This window comes from Neobacillus sp. SM06, from assembly GCF_050496765.1.
Classification (GTDB): Bacteria; Bacillota; Bacilli; order Bacillales; family Cytobacillaceae; genus JAEVLT01.
The window spans coordinates 1-25,223 of the sequence record NZ_JBNWEO010000016.1 but is presented as its reverse complement, the minus strand read 5'-3'; the positions used below and the strand labels follow the sequence as shown (position 1 = coordinate 25,223).

The 25,223-nt window shown below is 40.9% G+C and carries 21 protein-coding genes and 2 pseudogenes; 22 read left to right on the top strand and 1 reads right to left on the bottom strand.

Annotation, left to right across the window (positions count from 1 at the left end; all coding sequences use genetic code 11):
- Positions 1-7: 7 nt before the first annotated feature.
- The 6 genes from ACQYAD_RS13160 to ACQYAD_RS13135 all read left to right on the top strand — a co-directional run bounded on the left by ACQYAD_RS13160 (position 8) and on the right by ACQYAD_RS13135 (position 6,288).
- Positions 8-907 (top strand): carbohydrate ABC transporter permease, encoded by a 900-nt coding sequence (locus tag ACQYAD_RS13160; protein WP_430238856.1) that lies wholly within the window; start codon positions 8-10, stop codon positions 905-907.
- A 12-nt stretch (positions 908-919) separates the two neighbouring features.
- Entirely contained in the window at positions 920-1,726 is an 807-nt protein-coding gene (locus ACQYAD_RS13155) for a carbohydrate ABC transporter permease (RefSeq protein WP_430238853.1), read from the top strand.
- A gap of 114 nt (positions 1,727-1,840) precedes the next feature.
- Positions 1,841-4,201 carry a glycoside hydrolase family 65 protein gene (locus ACQYAD_RS13150; RefSeq protein ID WP_430238852.1) on the top strand — a complete coding sequence of 787 codons (2,361 nt, stop codon included), beginning with the start codon at positions 1,841-1,843 and terminating at the stop codon, positions 4,199-4,201.
- 29 nt (positions 4,202-4,230) lie between these two features.
- Positions 4,231-4,902 (top strand): beta-phosphoglucomutase, encoded by a 672-nt coding sequence (pgmB, locus tag ACQYAD_RS13145; RefSeq protein WP_430238850.1) that lies wholly within the window; start codon positions 4,231-4,233, stop codon positions 4,900-4,902.
- A gap of 41 nt (positions 4,903-4,943) precedes the next feature.
- A complete protein-coding gene (locus ACQYAD_RS13140; protein WP_430238848.1) occupies positions 4,944-5,963 on the top strand; it encodes a LacI family DNA-binding transcriptional regulator in 1,020 nt (339 codons plus the stop codon).
- Positions 5,964-6,060: 97 nt separating this feature from the next.
- Positions 6,061-6,288, top strand: a complete 228-nt coding sequence (locus ACQYAD_RS13135) for a sulfurtransferase TusA family protein (RefSeq protein WP_430238846.1) — start codon at positions 6,061-6,063, stop codon at positions 6,286-6,288.
- On the opposite strand, the gene ACQYAD_RS13130 is transcribed toward ACQYAD_RS13135, so the two are convergent.
- Complete coding sequence (locus tag ACQYAD_RS13130; RefSeq protein ID WP_430238845.1) at positions 6,285-7,187, bottom strand: LysR family transcriptional regulator; 903 nt, start codon at positions 7,185-7,187, stop codon at positions 6,285-6,287. The two genes, ACQYAD_RS13135 and ACQYAD_RS13130, sit on opposite strands and share 4 nt — an antisense overlap.
- A 152-nt stretch (positions 7,188-7,339) precedes the next feature.
- On the opposite strand from ACQYAD_RS13130, the gene ACQYAD_RS13125 reads away from it, so the two are divergent.
- The 16 genes and pseudogenes from ACQYAD_RS13125 to ACQYAD_RS13050 form a co-directional block, all read left to right on the top strand.
- Positions 7,340-8,014, top strand: a complete 675-nt coding sequence (locus ACQYAD_RS13125; protein WP_430238843.1) for a YeeE/YedE thiosulfate transporter family protein — start codon at positions 7,340-7,342, stop codon at positions 8,012-8,014.
- Positions 8,015-8,036: 22 nt separating this feature from the next.
- Positions 8,037-8,264, top strand: coding sequence for a sulfurtransferase TusA family protein (locus ACQYAD_RS13120; RefSeq protein WP_430238841.1), 228 nt, complete (start codon positions 8,037-8,039; stop codon positions 8,262-8,264).
- Positions 8,265-8,391: 127 nt separating this feature from the next.
- Positions 8,392-8,925, top strand: coding sequence for a YeeE/YedE thiosulfate transporter family protein (locus ACQYAD_RS13115; protein WP_430238840.1), 534 nt, complete (start codon positions 8,392-8,394; stop codon positions 8,923-8,925).
- Positions 8,926-8,945: 20 nt separating this feature from the next.
- Entirely contained in the window at positions 8,946-10,196 is a 1,251-nt protein-coding gene (locus ACQYAD_RS13110; protein WP_430238838.1) for an FAD-dependent oxidoreductase, read from the top strand.
- Between the two features lie 748 nt (positions 10,197-10,944).
- Positions 10,945-11,202: a hypothetical protein gene (locus tag ACQYAD_RS13105; protein WP_430238837.1), complete on the top strand. Its 258-nt coding sequence runs from the start codon at positions 10,945-10,947 to the stop codon at positions 11,200-11,202.
- 1,030 nt (positions 11,203-12,232) lie between these two features.
- Positions 12,233-13,747, top strand: a complete 1,515-nt coding sequence (locus ACQYAD_RS13100; RefSeq protein WP_430238835.1) for a spore germination protein — start codon at positions 12,233-12,235, stop codon at positions 13,745-13,747.
- Positions 13,744-14,901 carry a Ger(x)C family spore germination protein gene (locus ACQYAD_RS13095; RefSeq protein WP_430238834.1) on the top strand — a complete coding sequence of 386 codons (1,158 nt, stop codon included), beginning with the start codon at positions 13,744-13,746 and terminating at the stop codon, positions 14,899-14,901. Before ACQYAD_RS13100 ends, ACQYAD_RS13095 begins: the two co-directional genes overlap by 4 nt.
- Before the next feature lie 3 nt (positions 14,902-14,904).
- Complete coding sequence (locus tag ACQYAD_RS13090; RefSeq protein WP_430238832.1) at positions 14,905-15,126, top strand: hypothetical protein; 222 nt, start codon at positions 14,905-14,907, stop codon at positions 15,124-15,126.
- A gap of 9 nt (positions 15,127-15,135) precedes the next feature.
- Positions 15,136-16,257, top strand: a complete 1,122-nt coding sequence (locus ACQYAD_RS13085; protein ID WP_430238830.1) for a GerAB/ArcD/ProY family transporter — start codon at positions 15,136-15,138, stop codon at positions 16,255-16,257.
- Positions 16,258-16,380: 123 nt separating this feature from the next.
- Positions 16,381-16,467 (top strand): annotated as a pseudogene (locus ACQYAD_RS13080) (carbohydrate ABC transporter permease); the annotation flags it as partial.
- A 569-nt stretch (positions 16,468-17,036) separates the two neighbouring features.
- Positions 17,037-20,075 carry a glycoside hydrolase family 2 TIM barrel-domain containing protein gene (locus tag ACQYAD_RS13075; RefSeq protein ID WP_430238828.1) on the top strand — a complete coding sequence of 1,013 codons (3,039 nt, stop codon included), beginning with the start codon at positions 17,037-17,039 and terminating at the stop codon, positions 20,073-20,075.
- 234 nt (positions 20,076-20,309) lie between these two features.
- On the top strand, positions 20,310-22,538 hold the full coding sequence (locus ACQYAD_RS13070; protein ID WP_430238826.1) for an alpha-galactosidase: 2,229 nt from the start codon (positions 20,310-20,312) through the stop codon (positions 22,536-22,538).
- A 400-nt stretch (positions 22,539-22,938) separates the two neighbouring features.
- Positions 22,939-23,268: a hypothetical protein gene (locus ACQYAD_RS13065; RefSeq protein WP_430238825.1), complete on the top strand. Its 330-nt coding sequence runs from the start codon at positions 22,939-22,941 to the stop codon at positions 23,266-23,268.
- A 1-nt stretch (position 23,269) separates the two neighbouring features.
- Positions 23,270-23,743 carry a hypothetical protein gene (locus ACQYAD_RS13060; RefSeq protein ID WP_430238823.1) on the top strand — a complete coding sequence of 158 codons (474 nt, stop codon included), beginning with the start codon at positions 23,270-23,272 and terminating at the stop codon, positions 23,741-23,743.
- Between the two features lie 15 nt (positions 23,744-23,758).
- Positions 23,759-24,580, top strand: a complete 822-nt coding sequence (locus tag ACQYAD_RS13055) for a TnsA endonuclease N-terminal domain-containing protein (protein ID WP_430238821.1) — start codon at positions 23,759-23,761, stop codon at positions 24,578-24,580.
- Positions 24,577-25,223: pseudogene (locus ACQYAD_RS13050) on the top strand (DNA-binding protein); the annotation flags it as partial. The gene ACQYAD_RS13055 and the pseudogene ACQYAD_RS13050, both read left to right, overlap by 4 nt.

Genomic DNA, 25,223 nt, shown 5'->3' with positions numbered 1-25,223 from the left:
GCGGAGGATGAAACGAAAAAAACAAAGTCTCTTACGGAGTAAGTTTGACCAAGCAATGACCGGATACCTTTTCCTTTTGCCGGCTCTTGTCGCTTTAATGGTCTTTTTGATCGGTCCGATTTTCTACGCTTTTTATATCAGCTTTTTCAAGTTTTCCTTTTTAGATCCGCAAAATGCCAAATTCGTTGGCTTAGCAAACTATATAAATTTGTTTAAGGATCAAGAATTTTTACGGGCGCTATGGAATACTTCCCTTTATACACTTGGTGTTGTGCCGATTCAAACAGCCATTGCCTTATTCTTGGCCTTGATTGTGAATAACATTCGGGGGAAAACGTTTTTCCGCGTAGCCTATTATCTGCCAACCGTTACTTCAACAGTAGCTGTCAGTGTGATTTTTATGTTTATTTTTCAGCCGGACGGACTTTTGAATAAATTCTTGGCGAACTTCGGCATTCATGGCCCAAACTACTTCAATAGCCCGTCGTTTGCATTGCCGGCGATTATGTTGATGGCCATATGGTCGAGTGTCGGCCAGTTTATGATTATCTATTTGGCTGGCTTGCAGGATATTTCGGAAGAAGTATATGAAGCGGCTGAGCTGGATGGTGCCCGCGGATGGAAATTGCTTTGGTATGTCACGATTCCGTTATTGCGCAGGACGACCTTCTTGAATGTCGTGATGTCGATGATTGGGACGTTTCAGGTGTTTGACCAAGTATATGTTATCTCCGGTGGTAATGGCGGACCATTAAACTCCACACTATCGGTTGTATTGGATATCTTTAACAAAGGGTTTAAGACAATGCAAATGGGATATGCATCAGCCATGGCATTCGTACTGTTCGGTATTATCCTGATCTTAACTCTGATTCAGAACTACTTCTTAGGCAGAGAAGAAAAGTAAGGGGGAAGAAAAATGAAAAAGAATCGTATTGCCCTCTACGTGGTAGCAATCTTCTATTCACTATTAACGTTGATTCCATTTATATGGTCCATTTATACATCACTAAAGCCAACAGATGAAGTTTTTAACTTTTGGACACCGCTGAATAAGTTGAGCTTTCAAAGCTATACAAACATCCTGACGAACTTTCCTTTTGGCAGCTGGTTAGTCAACAGTTTACTAGTAGCTGTGATTGTGACAATTGGCAATCTTTTTGTTAATACACTAGCGGGCTATGCCTTCGCGCGGTTTAAGTTTCCGTTGCGTGGAGTGTTGTTCTATGTCTTTCTGGCAATTATGATGATCCCAGGTCAAGTCCTGCTCGTTCCAATTTATATGTTACTGGCGAAACTTGGATGGATCAATACGTATCAAGGATTAACGATCCCGTTTTTAATGAGCCCGTTTATGATCTTCTTAGCAAGACAATTTTTCCTGGGACTTCCAAAGGAACTAGAAGAAGCAGCGGAGATGGATGGATTGGGAAAATGGGGTGTTTTCTTTAAAATATTCCTGCCTCTTTCAAAACCATTACTTGCCACCCAAATCATCTTTACGTTCCAAGGGAACTGGAACTCATTCCTATGGCCTGTTTTATTAACGACCAGTGCAGATATGTATACACTGCCTGTAGGGTTGAATTCCTTCTATGGCCAGTACAACGCCTATTGGAACAGTGTCTTAGCCGGCGTTATTATGTTGACATTGCCGATGATTATTATCTTTCTTATTTTCCAAAAGCAATTTGTTAAAGGGATTTCGACAAGCGGAATTAAGTAATTGTTTCATCCGTCTAGAAAATAAAAGTGAAATCAGCAGACGAATCCTTGCTGATTTTGTGTTTAATCTCTAAAACGTTTTCGATCTTATTTATTTTTAAAGGAGCAATGGACAATGATGAATTATCGATTAGGAAAAGGTGATTATCAGAATTGGGTTGTTTCTGATGACAGTTTTTCAGTTGACACTTTAGGAAAAAGCGAAGCCGTTATGTACCTTGGAAATGGGTATATGGGTTTGCGCTCCGTAAATGAGGAACCTTATCTTCAAGAAGTAAGGAACTGCTTTGTCGCAGGAACGTTCAATAAATTTGACGAGGATGAAGTAAGCGAACTGCCAAACATTGCCGATGTAACGCGCTTAAACATTCGCATTGATGGGGAGCGGTTCAGTTTGGAATTCGGCGAAACGAAAAATTATGTAAAGCAATTGAATGTAAAGACCGCTGAATTAACGCGGACGTTTGATTGGGTCTCGCCTCAAGGAAAAGAATTGCGGTTTCATTTTAGACGATTTGTTTCATTGGAAAACCTTCATTTAATTGGGATGAAAATGGAAGTGGAATCCTTAACCCACCCTGTTGTGATTTCGTTTGACTCTGGCATCAATGCCCAGATGTCCAATTCAGGTGCCCAGCATTTCCATGAAGGCGAGCGGAGAATCTTTGACAAACGCTTTATTCAGCTGATTCAAACGACAACCGAATCCAAAATCGATATTGTGTTAAACACTGTCCATAAAGTAATGGTGAACGGGAAGGAATTGGAGAAAGAGCCACTAATGGTGATGGATCGGCGGAAAGTATGGCTCCAATTCGAAGCAGAACTTCAGCCGAATGACACGTTAACAATGGAAAAGCTAACGACAATCAATACAAGCAGGGACAAGGAAGTGGACAACGATCACTATACGTTGGCGAACTTGCGCGAACGTTCTCTTGACAATCTGCGTCATGAATTTGAAAAAGGCTACGAAGCGGCATTTGCAGAAAGCAAAGCAGCATGGCAAACAAAAGTTTGGGATCAATACAATTTTACGATTAAAAGTGAAGATCCTTTCGACATGCTTGCACTACGATTTTCCCTTTACCATTTAACGATTATGACACCGGCACATGATAACAGAATGGGAATTGGCGCAAAAGCACTGAGCGGTGAAGGATACAAAGGACACTCTTTCTGGGATACTGAAGTTTTCATCCTGCCATTCTTTACGTATTCAAATCCAGAAATCGCCAAATCTCTCTTGGAATACCGTTATCATGGGTTGGTCGGGGCGCGCAAAAAAGCAAAAGAAAACGGTTATGAAGGAGCCATGTATCCTTGGGAAGCGGCTTGGCCGTCAGACGGTGAAGTGACACCGGTTTGGGGGGCAGTGGATATTGTCACAGGTGAGCAGACAAAAATTTGGTCCGGCTTTATTGAGCAGCATATTACTTCCGATATTGCGTATGCCGTATGGCAGTATTACAAAATTACAAATGACCAGGAATTTATGGATCAATACGGTTATGAAATGATTTTTGATACGGCAAGATTTTGGGCAAGCCGATTAGAGTGGAATGAGGAAAAACAAGAATATCATATTAACGATGTGGTTGGACCGGATGAGTATAAAGAGCATGTTAACAATAATGCCTTTACGAACCATATGGCACATTTCAATATCGAACTGGCAATTCAATATTACCAAGAATTAAAGGAAAAACACCCTGAATTGCTGGCAAATTTGGAAACAAAGCTGGATCTGGAAAATTCCTATTCTGCATGGACGAAGAAAATCAATCAGATTTATTTGCCACAGCCAAGAGAAGCGGATCAGATCATTCCGCAAGATGACACGTATTTAAGCAAAAAGATTATCGACCTTGAAAAATACAAGAAGCAAACAAAAGTGGGATCCATGTTCCTTGATTATAATTTAGAGCAAGTAAATGAAATTCAGGTTTCGAAACAAGCGGATATCATGATTTTATTCTTACTGTTGGAGAACAAATTCCGTCCCGAAGTGAAAGTGGCAAACTTCCATTATTATGAGCCAAAAACCTTGCATGATTCATCCTTAAGCTTGTCGACACATGCAATTTTAGCAAATGACTTAGGGATTGAAGATATGGCCTATTCCCTTTTCAGAAGAGCAGCAGAAATTGACCTTGGTCCTGCCATGCATTCTTCTGATCACGGTGTACATGCTGCATCCATCGGGGGAATCTGGCAATCTGTTGTTCTCGGATTTGGCGGCGTTCGAATGGTAGATGGAAAACTAAGAATCAATCCGCGCTTGCCGAAACATTGGAATGAGCTGACCTTTACGATTCATTGGCAAGGGGACCCGTTACATGTTCAAATGGATCCACATACGTTATCAATCACGTCCGAAAGCCAAGACGATGTGGAAGTCGAAGTTTTTGGCAAAAAATATACATTTGCCAAAGAAACACACATTCAGTATCGAGAACAAAACGAAGTTAGATAAGTTTTTAAGAGCCGGGGAGGTTAAACAGGATGAAAGCAGTTATTTTTGACTTGGATGGCGTGATTACAGATACTGCAGAATGGCACTACTTGGCATGGAAGGACTTAGCCAACAGTATTGGCATTGATTTCAATCGGGAATTTAATGAAGAGCTAAAGGGCATTAGCCGGATGGAAAGCTTGGAGAAAATTCTTGAGCATGGCGGAGTTGCAGATCAATATAGTGAAACGGAAAAGCTGGCGCTGGCCAACACAAAAAATGAAAAATATGTTCAGCTGCTAACACAAATGAAACCAGAGGATATTTTTCCAGGGGTAAAAGAATTTCTGGAAGAGTTAAAAAAGAATGATATTCTCATTGGATTGGCTTCTGCAAGCAAGAATGCCCCGGCTATTTTGGAGTCGCTGAAGATTACATCTTACTTTCAAACAGTGGTCGATCCGGAAGAAGTTGCAAATGGAAAGCCTGCCCCGGATATCTTTTTAAAAGCAGCGGAAAAGCTGGCGGTAAGGCCGAGTGAGTGCATAGGTATTGAAGATTCGACTGCAGGCATTTCTGCCATCAAAGATGCAGGCATGTTTGCAGTTGGTGTTGGGACAGTTGAAAAAATGAAACAGGCTGGGGCGGATTTAGTTCTTGAAAACACAAACCAGCTTGTGTTATCACTATTATTGGAAGAGTTTTCAACCAAGCAAAATTAATGGTTTTGCGGGACGTTTCAATTAGGAAGCAGGGGTTCAAATTGGCTACAATTAAAGATGTGGCGAAAAAAGCCGGGGTTTCTATCGGGGTTGTGTCAAAGGCATTTAATGGCTATCCGGATATTAGCGAGAAAACGAAAAAACGGGTATTTGAAGTCGCAAAGGAACTGGATTATTCACCAAATCTCGTTGCGAAAAACTTGTCTTCCAAAAAGCAAAAGACAGTCGCTTTGATTGCTTCTGGCTATTTTGACAGCGGGATTAAAGATAATAACAACTCGTTCCAAGTGTTTAAAGGTGTTTATGCGGCTGTCGAGCAAAATCAATATGAATTGGCGATTTATTTAATAGATTCAATGAAACAAAAGGAAAAAAGTTATACGCAATTTTGCAAGGAACGCAATATTGGAGGCGTTGTTTTAGTAGGGATCCGGATGGATGATCTCTACTTTAAAGAATTGATCGATGCCAATATTCCTTGTGTGGTTTTGGATGCGAAACCGGAAAATGATAGTGGCATGATCGGGGTGGTTTCAACTGACAATATTGCAGCAAGCAAAGAGATCACCGAGTATTTGTTAAAACGAAACCATCAAGATCTTGTCATTGTTGCAGGCAAAAAGGAGACATGGGTGAATACGGAGCGGCTTGCTGGAGTAAAGCTGGCTTTGGAGGAATCCGGCATTGAGCTATCGGATGTGCAAATCCTACATGCCAATTTTTCGGAAAGTGAAGCATATGAGCAAACAAAAGAATTGCTTAAAACAAAAAAACCGGCTGCTTTCATATGTTTTAGTGATCTAATGGCAATCGGTGTCATGAACGCGGTCAAAGAAGCGGGTCTAACGATTCCGGAGGATGTCTCGGTCACGGGTTTTGACGGAATTTTACTAACCGAGTACACCCATCCTACGATTACAACAATTCAGCAAAACTTCTTTGAAATGGGCAGGCAGGCCGCACTATTGCTTCAAAATTTGATGGAAGGCAAAGCTTGTAAGAAAAATGTTTTTGTCGATTATCAATTAATCGAAAGAGACAGCGTAAAAACAAGTAAGTAACTGGGGAAATTCGAATAGAAAAAGGGGCTGCCGTGCCCCTTATTTTAAATAGCAAGGGAATCGGATGTAAGTCAATTTAATTGTAGGGGTGTTACGAATGGGTAGTCAACGATTGGATCTTCTGGGAGAAATGTGTCCAATTCCGATTTTAAAAGCACAAAAGGCTTTGGAGAAAATGTCTGCTCCGGCTATTTTAACAGTTGTAACCGATCACAGCTGTGTAGAAACGAATTTAAAGGAAACATTTAGACGAAAAGGGTATAAAGTATCCTCCAATGAAGTAATGAATGGTATTTGGGAAATTGATATTCGTAAAGAAGCTTAGCAAAAACCGCTTTTCGTTGATGTGATAAAATGCAAAAAATCCTCTCGAATTGAATGTCCACTCATTTCCTTTGAAAAAGCAACAGAAAAATTCCATTGCAAGTCTGCTGTTTCTACCTCAATGGACACCAAGTTGCCCATATACAATTCTTTTTTAATCACCATGTATGGAAGAAAGGCCATCCCTCTTCCCGATAAGACAAGTGTCTTTATTGCCTCCAATGAATTTAATTCCATCGAAACCTGTAAATCTTCCGTGCCAATTTGATGATTTTCCAATAGATGATCAAGCATATTTCGGGCACAAGTTTCTTTTTGCGGCAGTACAAGCGGCAATTGCTTCAACTCTTCCCAAGTGATCATGCTCGTTCCAACATAACGATGGTTGGCGGACATAACTAGGTGAAGTTTGCTATTAAAAAGATTTTGAATGATCACTTCCGGGTGTTTGTACGTTCCTTGGATAAAGCCGATATGGACGGTATGGTTGGCAATTTCCTCTAAGATTTCTTTTGAGCTAAGCACTTTTTGCTCAATGCGGGCTTTTGGGAATTTTTCTTTGAACATATAAATGCTGCATGGGAGACTGTATTCAGCGATAGAAGGACAAGCGCCAACAACGAGATGATAGTAGGCATTTTCGTTGATCTCCTGCAAGCTCTCCTCCATTTGATTGATGAGCTGTAAAATATTTTTAGCATATTCATAGACAACCTGGCCATGAGCTGTTGCGGAAACGCCATTATTGCTGCGGTGGAGCAGCTTTGTGCCAATTGAACTTTCGAGTGTCTGAATCTGTTTGCTTAGTGCCGGCTGCGTCATATGAAGGTCTTTTGCTGTCTGAGAAATACTTTTATTGGCCACCGTTAAATAAAATGCCTTCAAGGATTCCGTATTCATATTAGCCACCTCCAATCAGGGTATAAACAAACTTTATAAGGTCATGCTTTTGTTTTATAACTATAAAGGAGTATTGTTTTGTATAATTAGATTGTAGCAAACCCGGGGGCGTATATATGTGAAAGTTATCACAATTTTTGGAGGGGATTTTTATGGCTGAGGTTGCAGTAAGTCCGAAAGCCAGAACAAGGCCTGTTAAAATAAAAAAGAATCAGATTCCGTACGCAGCAAGTGTGCTTGTTGTCATTGTCATTGCTGGTATTGTTTTAGGAGCGCAGAATCCAAAGTTGGGGTTAATGTGGGTATTTGGATCGGCTCTTGGTTTTGTCCTGCAGAAATCACGCTTTTGTTTTACCGCATCCTTGCGCGATCCTGTATTAACCGGCAGCACTTCTTTAACAAGAGCGGTTCTGATCGGTTTAGCGGTGGCCACAGCGGGTTTTGCAGCAGTTCAATATAGCGCTTTTTTGAAAAACCCGGCCGTCATTCCCGGCAATATTAACCCAGTAGGACTTCATACAGCGATTGGGGCTGCGATGTTTGGGATTGGAATGGTCATTGCAGGCGGCTGTGCATCCGGAACATTAATGCGCATGGGTGAAGGCTTTATGCAGCAGTGGATCGTGATTGTCGCCTTTATTGGAGGCTCAGTTTGGGCAGCACATGATTTCGGTTGGTGGGAAAAGGCGATGATCCATAACGCTCCAACAGTGTGGCTTCCAAATGTGATTGGCTGGCCGGCCGCAGTCTTCGGTCAACTTGCATTACTGGGATTTCTTTATTGGCTGGCCGATTGGTATGATAGACGAAAAAATAAAGCTTTATAAAACGATTTAGGAGGAGTTTACAATGGCAGAATATCGTTTAGATTGTATGGGAGAAGCTTGTCCAGTACCTCTTTTGAAAGCGGAAAAGAAAATCAAGGAACTTGCTGCAGGAGATGTGCTGATTGTGGAAATCGACCATAGCTGCGCGATGAAAAATGTCCCGGAATGGGCCAGGAAGCAAGGTCATAATGTTGATCTAGAAGAAGTCGATGATGGTGAATGGGAAGTTTATATTGAAAAAGTTGAGTAATTTTTGAGAATGAATGTGAAGTATTTCACGAATTATGTATTGCATTGATTGCTAAATACCTAAAATGAAACTATTTATGTGAAATACTTCACTAATTTTACCTCTTATTCCGTAAGGAGGAGTTAGCGTGAAAATTCAAAGCCATCCAATTTATAAAAAGCTGTTTAAAAATGCCTGGCCTTATTGGCTTGGGGGGCTATTGCTCGGCCTGATCAATATGTTAATGTTTTCGGCAACAGGAAAAGCGTGGGGCGTTACGACCGCGTTTGCGTATTGGGGAGCATGGATATTTCAAGGATTTGGCGGCCATCCGGAAACGTGGGCATTTTTTCAGGGAAACAAAATGGATGCCCTTTTGCATGAAACTATTTTCTCTCATGCAGAATCGATAACAGATCTTGGCATTATTGTGGGGGCGTTTTTCGCTGCTTTGGCAGCATCCCAATTTAAAATTAAGAAAATCAAATCCATGAAACAGGTAGTGGCAGCCATTGCCGGCGGCCTGTTAATGGGATATGGCGCTCGCCTTTCGTTCGGCTGCAATATTGGCGCTCTGTTTAGCGGGACAGCTTCGTTATCTTTGCATGGATGGGTCTTCATCATCTTTATATTCATAGGGGCTTGGATTGGCAGCAAAATTTTAGTGAAGTGGATCATGTAATCGATAGGGAGGGATTGGGTATGGAGAAAAAAAGAGAACAATATGATGTCGTCATCATTGGCGGCGGTGCTGCAGGGATGACAGCGGCAATTTACTGCGGGCGGGCAAGGCTGAAGACTCTTATGATTGAGAAGTCTTTAACTGGCGGCCTTGCAACCTATACAAATGAAATTGAAAATTATCCGGGTTTTCCAGAAGGAAGCACCGGTTTGGATTTAATGAAGCAGTTTGAACTCCAGGCAAAAAAATTTAATGTCAAAATTAAGTTGACTGATGTCCAAGGTCTTGTGATCAAAGAAGATCGTAAAATTGTGCAGACATTCAGGGTTGATTATGAAGCGAAAGCTGTCATTGTCGCAACAGGAGGCAAACCTCGGCTCACAGGCGCAAAGGGTGAACAGGATTTTCTCTTTGATAAAGGAATTTCTTTCTGTGCGACATGTGATGCTGCCCGGTTTGCCGATAAAGAAGTTGTCGTTGTGGGCAGCGGCGATGCCGCAATCGAAGAAGGTATGTTTCTAACGAAATTTGCCAAAAAAGTAACGGTGTCCGTGATCCATGATGAAGGGGTAATGGATGCGAATAAAATTGCCCAAGAGCAGGCAATGAACAATCCGAAAATGCAGTTTATTTGGAACACGGTTGTGGATGAGTTTGTTGGTGAAGACTTTCTGCAAACCGTTATCCTAAAAAATATAAAAACGGGGGAAAGGATACCTGTTTCAGTCGATGGCTGCTTTCTCTTTATTGGCTATATTCCAAATACGGATATTTTTAATGGAATTCTGGCTTTGAATCAACAAGGATATATTCAAACAAATGAAAGAATGGAAACGTCTGTACCAGGGATATTTGCTGCAGGCGATGTGCGTGAAAAATGGTTGCGCCAAGTTGCTACGTCCGTTGGTGATGGAGCCATTGCTGGCTTTGCCGCTGAACGCTATATTGCAGAAAGTGAATATGTGGAAAACGAGTTGCTTCAGAAGGAGCTTCCTGGGATTGTGTATTGTTGGGATCCAACCATCCCGGAATGTCGGAATTGGATGGCGATTGTCGATGAAATGAAAAATAAGTATAGTGGTAAATTAAAGGTCGACTATATTGACTTATACAAGGGAGCAACCTTAGCAAGAAGGTTAGGCCATTCGGGCGGGCCGGCGATCATTGCTATTCGAAATGGTGAGGTTGTGAATCGTGTTTCCGATCTATCGGGGGAAGCGATAGAAAAGGCCATATTGGAGCTTGTCTCTGAGCTGGAGGTTTCCATTTAAGGCAAAACAAGAACGCAACAAAACTCAAGTGAAAAGCCGTAGGATAAAAGGTGTTGGGTAAATTCCCCGACGCCTTTTAAAATTTTATGAGAAATCCGGATAGTTTGCTTTTAAATGGTATTTCATTACAAGAACGAATTTCTATACCCATGTCACGGTTGATGGATTATAATGAGAATGATAAATTTATAGTAACAATCGCATGTGGCAAGCCGGAAAACTAAGGAGAGTTTTTAGTATGAAAACTTGGGTAAAAGTCGTTATCATCATTGATATTCTGATCATTTTAGCGATTATTGGCGGCGAGATCTTTTTTAGAATATGAAGATCCTGGCGGAACCAGAACATACGGAAAGATTTCGCAGCGCTCTCATCAACTTCATATATGGACTGGCTGCACCCGTTTTCGTGAATTTACCAGCAGCTGTACCCCACTTAATAGACTTAATAGGTTTGCAGCAAAACCATTATGGACACTGGATTGAAAATGTCCAATATTTCCTCAGTACATACCTCTGCTGATCTCCCCAGCGTGCAACGAAATAGATCCGATAAAAAGTAGAAATCATCTTAAATCTAAAGTTGCTCATTCTGGAATAAAAAATGAATTTGTTATAAACTGGGTAGTTGAAATAGAAAAATAGTAGTAGCTGAAGCGAGTAGATGGACTGAAATGTACCATAAAGACTCCAAAAACCAACCTGAATAAAAGCAGATGTTTGAACGTTTAGAAAGGCTGTGATGAGTGATGAGAATAGTGATCGCAATTGCAATGGTCGTGATGATTCTATTAACAGGCTGCCAACAAAAGGAAGTCAAGCAATATCAGAATGGAAAATTAATTTTTGAAGGTACATTGGATCAAAATGGACAGCGGGAGAAAGGCAAACTGTACGATAGCAAAACAGGCAAAGTTGAATTTGACGGTTTGTTTCGCAATGGCCTAATGTATAAGGGCACGTTGTATGATAAAAACGGGAAAAATCCACGGCCTTATGAAGAGTGAAGAATAGTAAGATCATCCGGTTAATCACCATCTCTAAAAAGCAGATAACTCCAGAAAGTAAAGGAGGCGTCTGCTTTTTTAGCTAATTTATATCCATAAATTCTGAACGCATAAGGGCAACTATGCCTCTGTCTTCGCCAAGCGGCAAGATTTCTTTATAATACCAGACTTTACTTTATATCTTAACTTATCATCCAGACCAGTAAAAGGGAAAAACGGGTTGATAGAGACGTTTATCGCCGTAAAGATACAAATAAAAATGAGGAATATTTTCAGGGTAAACCGGTCATTACTAGCTTTCCTAATGCCCAATTCTCCAATTTTTTAGGGTAAACAGGTCATTACTGGCTTCCCTAATGCCCAATTCTCCAATTTTTTAGGGTAAACAGGTCATTACTGGCTTCCCTAATGCCCAATTCACCAATTTTTTAGGGTAAACAGGTCATTACTGGCTTCCCTAATGCCCAATTCACCAATTTTTTAGGGCAAACCGGTCATTACTAGCTTCTCTAATGCCCAATTCTCCAATTTTTTAGGGTAAACCGGTCATTACTAGCTTTCCTAATGCCCGATTCTCCAATTTTTTAGGGTGAACGGTCATTACTGGCTTCCCTAATGCCTGCTTCTCCTGTATTTCAGTGTTCACCGGTCATTACTAGCTTCCCTAATGCCCAATTCTCCAATTTTTTAGGGTGAACCGGTCATTACTGGCTTCCCTAATGCCCAATTCACCAATTTTTCAGGTCAAACCGGTCATTACTAGCTTCCCTAATGCCCGATTCTCCAATTTTTTAGGGCAAACCGGTCATTACTAGCTTCCCTAATGCCCAATTCACCAATTTTTTAGGGCAAACCGGTCATTACTGGTTCACCGAACGCCCCTCGGAAAGCGAGTGCCTGGAGCGGAAATCAACAGCCTCCGTTTATCCGCCAAACTAAAAAGGGGCGGGCGGCTTTTGCCCGATTTTTTTAGTTGTATTGAATTATGTCTAGTGGGGAAAATAAGGAAAATCCTTTGGAGCGAATGCATATGTCACTTTTTTCCTGGTTTAAAAGGCAACAGCCAGCAGAGGGAAAGAGTCCAACTGAACCCGTTTGCTTAGGGGCTCAGTTTCAAGAGCAAATGGGTTGGCTGCGAAATTCGTTGAAGCAATGTTCTGATGTGCATTTTCATCATCTCACTGCAAATGGAGCTCGGTTAGGGGTTGTATATCTTCAGGGAATGATCGATCAATCTTTATTTGATGAAACGATTTTAAAACCCATCTTGGCAGATGGATTTGCTTCGTCAAAAGCGGAGTTCTTCTATAAATTGCTTGACTTGAAACAAGTGAGTACGATGTCAAGCACGGTTCATACCGACATGAACAAGGCTGTTCAAAGTGTGTTGGACGGAAATGTCCTGATCGTTATCGAGGATGAAAGCAGAATGCTCTCGTTTCCATTGACACGTTTTGAAAAACGGGCAGTTAGTGAACCAGCGAATGAAAATGTGATTAGGGGACCGAGAGATTCGTTTGTTGAAGATATTTCAACAAACTTGACATTAATACGAAGGAGAATTAAAACTCCTTCGTTAAAAATGGAACAGCTGCTGGTTGGGAAATTCACGCAAACAAAAGTAGTCATAAGTTATATCGAGGGAGTTTGTAAACAGAAACTAGTTGATGAAGTGAAACAACGATTAAGCCATATCCAGATGGATGGAATCTTAGGGAGCAGTTATTTGGAAGAGTGTATTGAGGATCATCGCTTCTCTCCTTTTCCGCAAACGGAAAAAACAGAGCGGCCGGATGTTGCCGCCGCAGCGCTTTTACAAGGAAGAGTTGTTATTTTTGTCGATGGAACACCAATCCCCATCATCATGCCAGTTAATTTTTATATGTTTCTGCAATCGGCGGAGGATTATTATCAGCGCTATTTTTCAGCAAGCTGGATCCGCTGGATTCGTATGGCCTTTTTATTAACATCGCTGCTTTTTCCCTCCGTATATATTGCAGTAACGACTTTTCATCCGGAAATGATCCCGACGAGCTTGCTGATTAGCGTAGCAGCGGCTCGGGATAATGTACCATTCCCGGCCTTTGTCGAGGCATTTATGATGGAGATAGCGTTTGAAGGATTGCGGGAGGCAGGAATTCGCACGCCAAAAGCGATTGGTCAGGCGATCAGCATTCTTGGTGCTTTGGTGATTGGTCAGGCGGCTGTTCAGGCAGGGATTGTGTCTGCCCCAATGGTGATTATCGTTTCCCTGACCGGAATTGCCAATTTTATCATTCCGCATTATGATCTAGCTTTTACGATTCGCTTCCTGCGTTTTCCAGTCATGTTTCTGGCAGCATCTTTCGGGATCTTTGGTCTGATGGTCGGCATGCTGCTCATTTATATTCATATGGTCAGTTTGCGTTCGTTTGGGATGCCCTATCTGGCTCCAACTGCGCCACTACGGGTGCAAAATTTAAAAGATGTTTTTATCCGGGCGCCTTGGTGGACGTTAAATCAAAGTACAAGTCATCGAAATGCCGGCGAGGATGATGAAGATTGAAAAAGAGTTTAATCTGGTTGGTTATCCTAAATACCTTTTTTTTATCAGGATGTTGGTCGCGGGTGGAAATAAATGACCGATTATTTGTGTCCGGTTTTTTTGTCGATAAAACGGATGACGGAAAATTGGAGTTGACCTTATCATTCCCACTGCCAAACCGCCTGACCTCCATGAATTTAGGAGGATCGAGCCCATCTGGGAATCCATATACAACCGTAACAAAGTCAGGGAACAATTTGGCAGAGATTTATCGTAGGATACAGGTCGATTTACCCCGAAGAATTAGTTGGGGGCATACAAAGGTAGTCGTAGTTGGCAAAGAAATGGCCAAGCAGGGAATTGAGCCGATCCTTGAATTTACCGTCCGTGATCCTACCTTTAATATTCGTACTTCAATATTGGTTGCTCCTGGGAAAGCAAAAAATATTGCCCATTTGACCCCGGTATTTGAACGATTCCCTTCGGAGGTGGTTCGTGAATTTACACAGAAGAACAATACTTTAAATACCACGGTAAAGGACTTCGTTGAAACAGAAAATGGCGATATGATCGTAGGTTTATTAACGATCGGAAAGGAAAAAATGGTTAGTGAAAAAGGAAAAAAAGGGATTTGGGTCGGAACTGGGGGAATGGCCTTATTTAAAGGTTTCAAAATGGTAGGACGTCTGAATCAAAGGAAAGGTCGCGGCGCTCTCTGGCTGAGAAATCGCATGGAAAATGCCGGAGTCACCTTGCCTTCACCTACTGATCAAAAACCAATAAGTTTAATGGTATTAAAATCCAACACAAAAATCCGCCCATCCAAAAACCAACTGTATTCCTTTGATATTTTAGTTGATGCGGAAGATGATGTTTTAGAATCTGACTCCGACATGAATTTAACAGATCCTCGACTGATTCGGTTGCTGGAGAAAAAGGCGGAAAAGGAAATAAAGGGGAGAATAACAGAAGCTTTTAGAGTATCACAACGAAAAAAGGCAGATGTGTTTCAGCTGGGTTCTTATTTATCATGGTATCAACCAAAAGTATGGAAAGTTGCCAAAAAGAATTGGGCCTCCATTTATAAGGAAAAAGTAAGGTTGAATATTCATGTTCATCTACATATTAAAAGACCAGGAAGTGAGAAAAATCCTTTTTGGCTAAAGGGAAAATAAGTGATGGTTACAGTAATGATCTCCTTTTTCATAATTGCTTTTTTCGAATGGAATGAGTTAAAAAGAAAAAATCGCAAGAAACGAACATATGTCATTGTTTTTGCCATAATGGGAATGTCGTTGCTTTACTGTTTGTTTTCGATTTTGCTGTTTAGATATATTCCAAGCCCGAATGACTTGATTCAATTCTTATTTCAGCCATTGCAGAAGAAAATTTTAGGGTAGGTGAAGAGGTTGAACCAAGAGAGGATTACCCAAAACCAACTTTTGTTGTTTTTTACCCTTTACTTTTTTTCCACTGCCGTCGGGTTTTCTTTCGGGCCGCTTGTCAAGCAAACCGGATATGACGCGTGGATCGTTCTATACATAGGTGCTTTGTGTGGGGTTCTTTTTGCCTTTTTTACGTTAAAACTGGCAAAGCGAAGGCCGTATGAATATTTGGTTCATTATGGAAAAGAAATTTTACCGATTTGGATACATGTCCCATTTATGATGGTTCTCTTCTTTTTCTATTTGCATTTAGGTGCGTATATTTTAAGGGAATACGAAGATTTTATGGTGCAAACCTACCTGCCAACAACACCTGGTGTTGCGGTGGGAATCATTTTTGGGTTTGTGATTGCTATTACGGTCAGGTTGGGAATCGAGACTCTGTTTCGAACAGCGCAGGGCCTGTTTTTTATCATTTTGGTTGCCGTTTTTCTGCAGAACTTTTTTATCGGGAATGAGTTTGAGTGGGATCGGTGGATGGCATTTGTTACAAACCACCAGCTTCCAGGTTTCTTTAAAGGGGTCTATTCGATTGCCCCATGGTTTGGAGAAGTCGTTCTCCTGATCTTTTTCTTTCCATTGATTTCTGAAAATAAGAAAACATTGAAATCAATTATGTGGGCCTCGGCTATTTCGACGACGATGCTTGTTGTAAATGTGGTCTCCATCCTTTTTCTGTTTGGTCCTGATCTGGCAAGCCATTTGACCTATCCGACACTTGAGATGATTCGCTATATTCATATCGCTGATTTTATTGAAAACTTCGATCCATTAATGGTTGCGATTTGGTCAACGACCGTTTTTTTGAAAGTAAGTATTGCACTATATGTGGCTGTTATAATCTTTTCGCAGTTGTTTAAATTAAAAGACTACCGTCCGTTAACCTTTTCGTTGGCGATGGTGATGATTACAATGTCTTTGCAAATGTCCGAGAATACAGCAGAACTGAATGACTTTTTTGAAATATCGTGGGCAACATTCGCCTACTTTGTCGAATTCATTCCAATCCTTTATCTCGTGGTGGATACGATAAAACGGAGAAATATCAAACAGAAAAATGCGGACAGAAAAATAAGCGAAATTTGAAATCGGAATTGGGGTTGAAGTTAGGAAAAGGTATGAGACTGCAAAAAAATTGTGTAAAATAGAAATAAACGACATGAAAAATTTAACAAGAGGGAAATGCGAATGCATTTTCGTGGAACGGTAGCTAACTATCTATGGACGCTCGTTATTTTGCAATCCCCGGAAAATCAAACGATTCCCCTTTTGATTTCAAATCTGGGATCTAGTTATTAGACTGATTTTGGAATTATTATGACGGCAATCGGAGAGGTCAATAAGAAAGGTTCATAGAGCCCTTCAGTGATGAAAAAGAGAGGGAGAGGTCAAAAAGAAGTGTTCATAGAGCCCTTCAGTGTTGAAAAAGAGAGGGAGAGGTCAATAAGAAGTGTTCATAGAGCCCTTCAGTGATGAAAAAGAGAGGGAGAGGTCAAAAAGAAGTGTTCATAGAGCCCTTCAGTGATGAAAAAGAGAGGGAGAGGTCAATAAGAAGCGTTCATAGAGCCCTTCAGTGATGAAAAAGAGAGGGAGAGGTCAAAAAGAAGTGTTCATAGAGCCCTTCAGTGATGAAAAAGAGAGGGAGAGGTCAATAAGAAGTGTTCATAGAGCCCTTCAGTGATGAAAAAGAGAGGGAGAGGTCAATAAGAAGTGTTCATAGAGCCCTTCAGTGATGAAAAAGAGAGGCGTGGTAGCAACATTGCCAGCAGCCCTTATCTTTTTCATTATGCAGAAACATTTTGTTGCTGGAATGATGGGGTCTGTAAAATAGTTGTGAATGAATATAGAAAGGATTGTGCACGATCATGACAAAAAATCCTGATCTTAGCTGGTTATCGGATGTAAAGGTGTTTGCGGTTAACCGGCTTCCGGCTCATTCAGATCATACGTATTATGAGACGTTGGCGGAGGCGAAGAAGGCTGGTTCAATGGCAATGCGATATGAGTTGAATGGAAATTGGAAATTCCATTATGCTGTAAACCCTGCCAATCGTCCGGAGGAATTTTATCAAAGTGATTTTGATTGCTCTTATTGGGGAAACATCACCGTACCTGGACATATTCAGCTCCAAGGTTATGGGCAGCCGCAGTATGTGAATACCCAATATCCTTGGGATGGACACCATGAGATTCGTCCGCCGGAAATTCCACTGGATGATAATCCGGTTGGAAGCTATGTGAAACACTTTGTATTGCCTGAGCAGATGGAAAATCAACCGGTCTATATCTCCTTTCAAGGAGTCGAATCTGCATTTTATGTATGGTTGAATGGAGAATTTGTCGGCTATAGCGAGGATTCCTTTACCCCTGCTGAATTTGAATTGACCCCATTTATTACCAAGGGGGAAAATAAGCTGGCTGTTGAGGTATACCAGCGAAGTACTGGCAGCTGGCTTGAGGATCAGGACTTCTGGCGCTTCTCCGGAATTTTCCGAGATGTATACCTCTACACCGTCCCGAAAGCACATATTTATGATTTGCATATTCGAGCTGAGCTTGATTCCACTTTTACAAAGGGAACCATTCAAGGAGATTTTCAGCTATTGTTCGCGGCAAACACTGCATCCAAAATCGTTGTGGAGCTTGAGGATCCAACTAGTGATCTTATCGCAGTAAAACAGGCTGAAAGGGATAGCAGCGGCAATTGGACGCTCTCGATGGATGTGGATCAGCCAAAGCTCTGGAGTGCTGAAAAGCCATATTTGTATCGCCTTTATATCCACGTATACGATGAGCATGATCAATTGGCAGAGGTGGTTCCCCAGAAGATCGGTTTTCGACGGTTTGAGATGATGGATAAAATCATGCACCTAAACGGCAAGCGCATTGTTTTTAAAGGAGTAAACCGGCATGAGTTCAACTGCCGAAAGGGCCGTGCGATCACCAAAGAAGACATGCTTTGGGATATTCAGACAATGAAACGCCATAATATTAACGCCGTTCGCACGTCTCATTATCCAAATCAAAGCTACTGGTATGAGCTATGTGATGAATACGGTATTTATGTGATCGACGAGATGAACCTTGAAACGCATGGATCATGGCAAAAAATGGGCGCTATTGAACCTTCATGGACTATTCCGGGAAACAAACATGAATGGCAGCATATTGTTATGGACAGAGCCATTTCAATGTTTGAACGGGACAAAAATCATCCGTCCATCTTAATTTGGTCGTGCGGCAATGAGTCATACGGCGGCGAAGTAATCTTAAATGTATCCCGTTATTTCAAATCGGTTGATCCAAGCAGACTGGTACACTATGAGGGCGTTTTCCACACACCTGAATACAAAGAAACAAGTGATATGGAAAGCCGCATGTATGCAAAACCGCATGATATTGAAAACTATTTAGCAGATGATCCGAAAAAGCCGTATATCAGCTGCGAGTATATGCATGCAATGGGGAATTCCCTTGGCGGTATGTACAAATATACGGATCTGGAAAAGAAATACCCTATGTACCAAGGCGGCTTTATTTGGGATTTTATCGATCAAGCGATGATCAAAAAGGACCGCTACGGAAAAGAATTTTTGGCCTACGGCGGGGACTTTGGCGACCGTCCGACAGATTACGGCTTTTGTACAAATGGAATTGTTTACGCCGACCGCAAGCTTTCACCAAAAATGCAGGAAGTAAAATTCTTATACCAAACTATCAAACTTGTACCAGATAAAGACGGCGTAACGATTGTAAATGAAAATCTTTTCAGCAATACGGCTGGCTGCAACTTTGAGTATGCTTTGTTTCTTGAAGGCAAGGAGCTTTATCGCCATCAACTTGAGATCAGGGTTGAACCACAAAGTGAGCATAGACTAGAATTCACTTGGCCAGTAGGCGTATTTAACCAACCAGGTGAATACTGCATTCAAACTGCTTTTAAGGTAAAGAAAAGGTCTAGTTGGGCAGAGGCCGGCCATGAGGTTGCCTTTGGGCAATTTGTCTTTGCGGAGGGCCAAAAGGTGGAGCTGCCGTCTTATAGTGGAAAATTGCGAGTGGTACAGGGAGATGTCAATATTGGTGTTCACGGCCGAGATTTTTCAATCCTTTTTTCAAAACAAGTGGGCAGTTTGGTTTCGGTCAACTATGCCGGAAGGGAAATGATTGCCCTGCCGCCGGTACCGTTGTTTTGGCGGGCAACGACCGATAATGACCGCGGTTTTGGCCAGAACTTTCACTCCGGTTTATGGTACGCAGCCAGCCTTGCACGTAAATGCGTTGGGGTTGAGGTAAATGAAGGCAAGAACGATCTTACGGTCCTATTTACTTACCATTTTTCGATTCATCGGGAAATGGAGGTCAAAGTAAGCTATACGGTTTATCCTGATGGTAGCATTCAAGTTCGATCCGGCTATCACGGAGCGGAAAACTTGCCGCAGATGCCCATCTTTGCCCTATCCTTTAAGCTTTCGGCTGATTATGACCAATTGGAATGGTATGCTTTGGGGCCGGAGGAAAACTACTCGGATCGTGCTTGCGGTGCCCGGCTTGGAATCTTTAAAAATACAGTTGCCGATCAAGTAGCAGGCTATGTCATGCCGCAGGAATCGGGGAACCATACGGGCGTCCGTACGGTCAGGATAACAAACCAAAAAGGACAAGGAATCAAAATTTCTTCAGGCGAGAAACCGGTGGAATGCACGATTTCTCCTTATACAGCGTTTGAACTGGAACATGCTTCCCATCATTTTGAACTTCCGCCGATTCATTATACAGTCGTGACCGTTGCTGGCCGGCAGATGGGGGTTGGCGGCGATGACAGTTGGGGTGCGCCGGTTCACGATGAACATCTTTTGCATGCGGATCAGAATATGGAATTTGCGTTTCGGATTCAGAGAGTATAAGAGAAAGGTTTTTTAAATGAAAACTCGCCGACTGGCGAGTCCCTAAGGACGAAGACAGAGGCGTAGTTGAATTTATCCCGCTCGTTGACGCCACATCCTGTGGCACTCGCCTGACTAGGACTTCCTGTCCGTCGTGCGTTCAGAATTTATGGATATAAATTCTGATTAGCCAAGAAAGAGTCTGATTGCCCCAGGCTCTTTCCTTTTACGTTAATGATAGGTTAGGTGAAGAGAATGCAGATCCATATTAATGAAGAAAAGAAACAATTTCATTTAACGAATGGTCAAATCAGTTATATTTTTCATGTCATGAAAAATGGCCAACTTGGCCATCTCTATTATGGTAAGGCACTAAAGCACCGGGATGATTTCTCCCATTTTCAGCGATATGATGTGCCAACAGCAGCGAGCTGTCACCCATATCGGGATGATCCTGCATTTAGTTTGGAAACCGTTCGACAGGAATATCCGGTATATGGAAGTTCGGATTTTCGCGAACCTGCCATAAGTGTATCAAACCCGAATAAAAGCCATATTCCTGCTTTTCAATACTACTCCTGTTGTGTGCTGGAAGGTAAGCCGGTTTTAGAGGGATTACCGGCGACTTATGCCAATGATCCAGACGAAGCCAAAACGCTTCGAGTTGTATTAAAGGATGACTTTCTGAATGCCGAGCTAGAGTTGAGTTATACTTTGTTTAAAAACAAGCCAGTTATCACAAGAAGTGCAAAGGTAAAAAATAATGGCGAAGAGAATTTGATCATTGAAAGAATGATGGCAGCATCCCTTGATCTACCGGATAAGGAATTTATTTTTACGCATCTGGCAGGCACTTGGGCAAGAGAACGGCATGTAAAAGAAAGAGTACTGGAAATGGGTATCCAATCCATTTCCAGTATACGTGGAGCAAGTTCCCATCATCATAATCCCTTTTTAGCGTTAAAACGTCCAACCGCGACAGAGCATACTGGCGAGGTATATGGCTTCAACTTCGTGTATAGCAGCAATTTTATCATGCAAGTAGAAGTGGACCATTATGATATGGCACGACTTACCATTGGGATTCATCCGTTTGGATTTAAGTGGAATTTAGCGCCGAAGGAATCGTTTCAAACACCGGAAGTTGTGATGGTTTATTCGGATCAAGGACTGAACGGAATGAGTCAGGCTTTCCATCAATTGTACCGGGAAAACTTAATTGCAGAGCGGTGGAAGCAGGTGGAACGCCCCATTTTGATTAACAATTGGGAAGCCACTTACTTTGACTTTAATGAAGAAAAGCTCGTAAACATTGCTAAATCAGCAAGTGAGTTAGGAATTGAGTTATTTGTCCTTGATGACGGATGGTTTGGAAAAAGAAATGATGATACATCTTCTCTTGGTGATTGGCATGTGGATCAACGTAAACTGCCAAATGGTTTAGAAAGTTTAGCAGAAAAGGTAAGGGCAACCGGGATGAAATTTGGTTTATGGTTTGAACCAGAAATGATTAGCCCAAATAGCGATTTATTTCGCGAGCATCCAGATTGGGCAGTAGGGATGTTAAACCAGCCGAGTACATTAGGGCGCAATCAATTGGTACTGGATTTTTCAAGACCGGAGATTGTCGAATATCTTTATGGCAAAATGTCTTCGATCATTAAGCAGACAGGCCTCTCTTATATTAAATGGGATATGAACCGGAATATAACAGAAGCCTTTTCAGCCAAACTACCTGCATGCCAGCAAGGGGAATTTTTCCATCGTTATATTTTAGGCGTCTATCACTTATATGAACGATTGACCAATGAATTCCCAGATGTATTATTTGAATCGTGTGCAGGCGGCGGGGGACGCTTTGACCCGGGAATGCTGTACTATGCTCCGCAAGCGTGGGCAAGTGATGATACCGATGCGGTTGAAAGGTTAAAAATTCAATACGGGACATCGTTCGCCTATCCATTATACAGTATGGGTTCGCATGTTTCCGCGGTTCCGAACCATCAAACATTACGGAAGACACCCCTTGCCACTCGTGCCAATACAGCATACTTTGGCACATTTGGTTATGAGTTAGACCCGCTCAAACTGTCAGATGAAGAGCGGCAAGAGATAAAAGAACAGGTTGCTTTTTATAAGAAATACCGAAAACTGATCCGGGATGGCCAGTTTTACCGGTTGGTAAGTCCATTTACCGGTAACGAGGCTGCCTGGATGGTGGTTCGTGATGACCGATCTGAAGCAATCGTTGGCTGGTATAAGGTGTTGGCGACACCGAATTCTCCTAAGCACCAAACGTTAAAGCTGGTTGGCTTAGACCAAGAAAAGGTATATCAAGTTAACGGACTTAAACAAATGTTCTATGGTGATGAGTTAATGCAAGTAGGTCTTCCGCTTCCAACTGAGTTTAATGGTGTCAATGGCAACAATGCGAAACGCGGCGGGGATTTTCAATCGGAAGTTTTCTATTTTAAACAAGTGTAAATTCTAAAAATGAACATGCAAGAAATTCAGCAAAGTTGATTATTTGGGATTTCCAATTTTATCATTATGAATTAAGTTTACCTCACTAAGTGTCTGACCCATTATTCAGTTAAAGGCCGTAGTAAATGAGTAAAGGCTCAATTGCTTATAATAATTTTGAGCAATTGAGCCCCTCTTTATAAAATGAAGTACCTTTTTTGCCTCATAGCTTTTCTGTATATTCTTTAAAACTGTGCTACTCTTTTGTATGAGATGTTGAGTGACCATAAAGTTGTTTAATTACAAATAAAGTCGTTTAATTTACAATAAAGTTGTTTAAAAAGCACACGTTATCGATTACAATTAAAGTAATCGAACGTGTGTTTTTTGTTGTGATGAAGCTTAAGGAGGTGATAAATGCGTGGCCAATGCTAAATACAGGATCAAAAAGAGAAAAGATGCTTTAAAGGAATTAAACGAGTTAGTAGAAAGAAATTCTAATCTATTGATTATCCATTACTCTTGCGAAAGTTTTTATAATATTAAGGATGGAAGAACGCCCCGAATTACTTCTATTGCAGTAAGGTATTTCAATACCGGACAAACAATTTCTTTTTCAATTCATAAGGTGGCAGAGAAACAGGGTAAATTGAATAGCATAGAGGATCACTATAATGAATTAGAAAAGTCCATGTTAGATGAATTTTATCAATTTGTTTCAACTCATATCAACTACAAATGGATTCACTGACATGAGAGATATAAATTTTGGATTTGAGGCTATTAACCACCGATATAGTGTTCTTGGTGGGACGCCAGTTATTATTCATGACAATAATAAGTATGACTTGGCTAGAAAAATGGTTGATATATATGGAAACTATATTAAGGAACATCCAAGATTTGAAAAATTAATAGATAAAAATAACATAACCAAGAGAGATTTTCTCAGTGGCGCTGCAGAGGCAGAGGCATTTGAAAATAAAGAGTTTGTAAAACTTCATCAATCAACGTTAAGAAAAGTAGACATACTCCACAGTATTGTTGAAAGAATCATTGAAAATAACCTGAAAACCGACACTACTTTAAGAGAAATATACGGTTTTACCCCACAAGGATTGTATGAATTAATGAAGGGAAATTGGGGATATAATCTTTTAGTATTTCTGTTAGGAGCCGTACTTTCAGGAGTAGTTGGGTATATTATTACACTTTTATTAATGTAGAAGGAGGTTGATAAAATGTCTAAACGCCAAACTGGTTGGACCGAAAAGAAAATTGCCCGGTATTATAAAGAAGGTCGTGGCCAAGGAGAATTAGGAAATTATAAGCCTTGGCTAACGATCCAAGATGTGCCGTCCAATGGTCGTGCACATCGCGACATTGGCTGGAAAACAAAGCGTGAGCATCACCTTTTATCTGACCTTGAATACAATTATTTTTGTTTACTTGACTGGTCGGATAGTGTAATTGACATTCGAGAGCAGTTTCCCATTAATAGGGAAATCACCACAAAAATAGCTGAAGATATGAACATTACGCATCCCCTAGACTCTTCAACACAGACCCCAATCGTAATGACTACAGACTTTCTTATTACACTACGGTATGATTCAAAAATTAATTATATTGCTAGAACTATTAAACCTGAAAAAGAGCTTAATGATACTAGAGTTATTGAAAAATTTGAAATTGAACGGGTTTATTGGGAAGATCAAGGTGTTGATTGGGCAATTGTAACAGAAAAAGATCTTCCTAAAACAATAATTGAAAATTTAAAGTGGCTGCGGTCTTCTTATAAACTCCCCGATACTACAGATAGTAACTTTGTATCTATTTTGTTAGAAAAACTAAGCACAAGAACTGGCACGATTTTAAATAATTTAAAAGAGTTTGATGAACAATATCATCTTGAAAAAGGAACAGCTTTATCTCTTTATCGGCATGTTATTGCGAACAAGTTAGTCAAATTAGAAATGACAAAAAAGTTTGAATTAACTGCTGAGCTATCAACTATTGAGGTATTACCGTTGAACCTTGAAGAAAAGAGGTGGGCTACTTGAATTTTTTTATAAATGAAATTCTGCAGGATGTTATACAAAATAAGTTGTTCCGTATCTTGTGGATAGATGATGATAATACAATAGCTTTTATCATTGAATTAAATAATGAGAAGGCCCTTCCTATTAAACAGATGATTTCAGAAATGAGAGAAGAGATCGTTATGGGGAATCTTATTAAATTAAAAGATGACCCCTTTATCGTTAATACCATTGAGAAATACACGCAGAAACATATTGATTCTCGTGATCAAGCATGGCAAATCATAAAAGAAATGGTTCTGGACGAGCCTGATATTTATGAAAAACATATAAGAACCGTTTATATAAAAAAAGCTAAGGAAGCTTATGGAGTATCTTATCCTACTATAAGAAAATATTTATGTAAGTACTGGCAAAGAGGAAAAACAATCAATGCCCTCCTGCCAGATTATCAAAACTCAGGCGCTAGAGGAAAGGAAAGAGCTGCTGGAGCAAAAAAGAGAGGTAGACCCCCAAAATTTGCGACGACAGGTGTCAATGTAGATGAAAAAACAAAGAGACTGTTTCGTGTTGCTCTTGAAAAATATTATTTAACCTCTAAAGAAAACAAATTAACAGATGCTTATAAAATGATGGTGAAAGAATTTTATGCAAAAGATATATG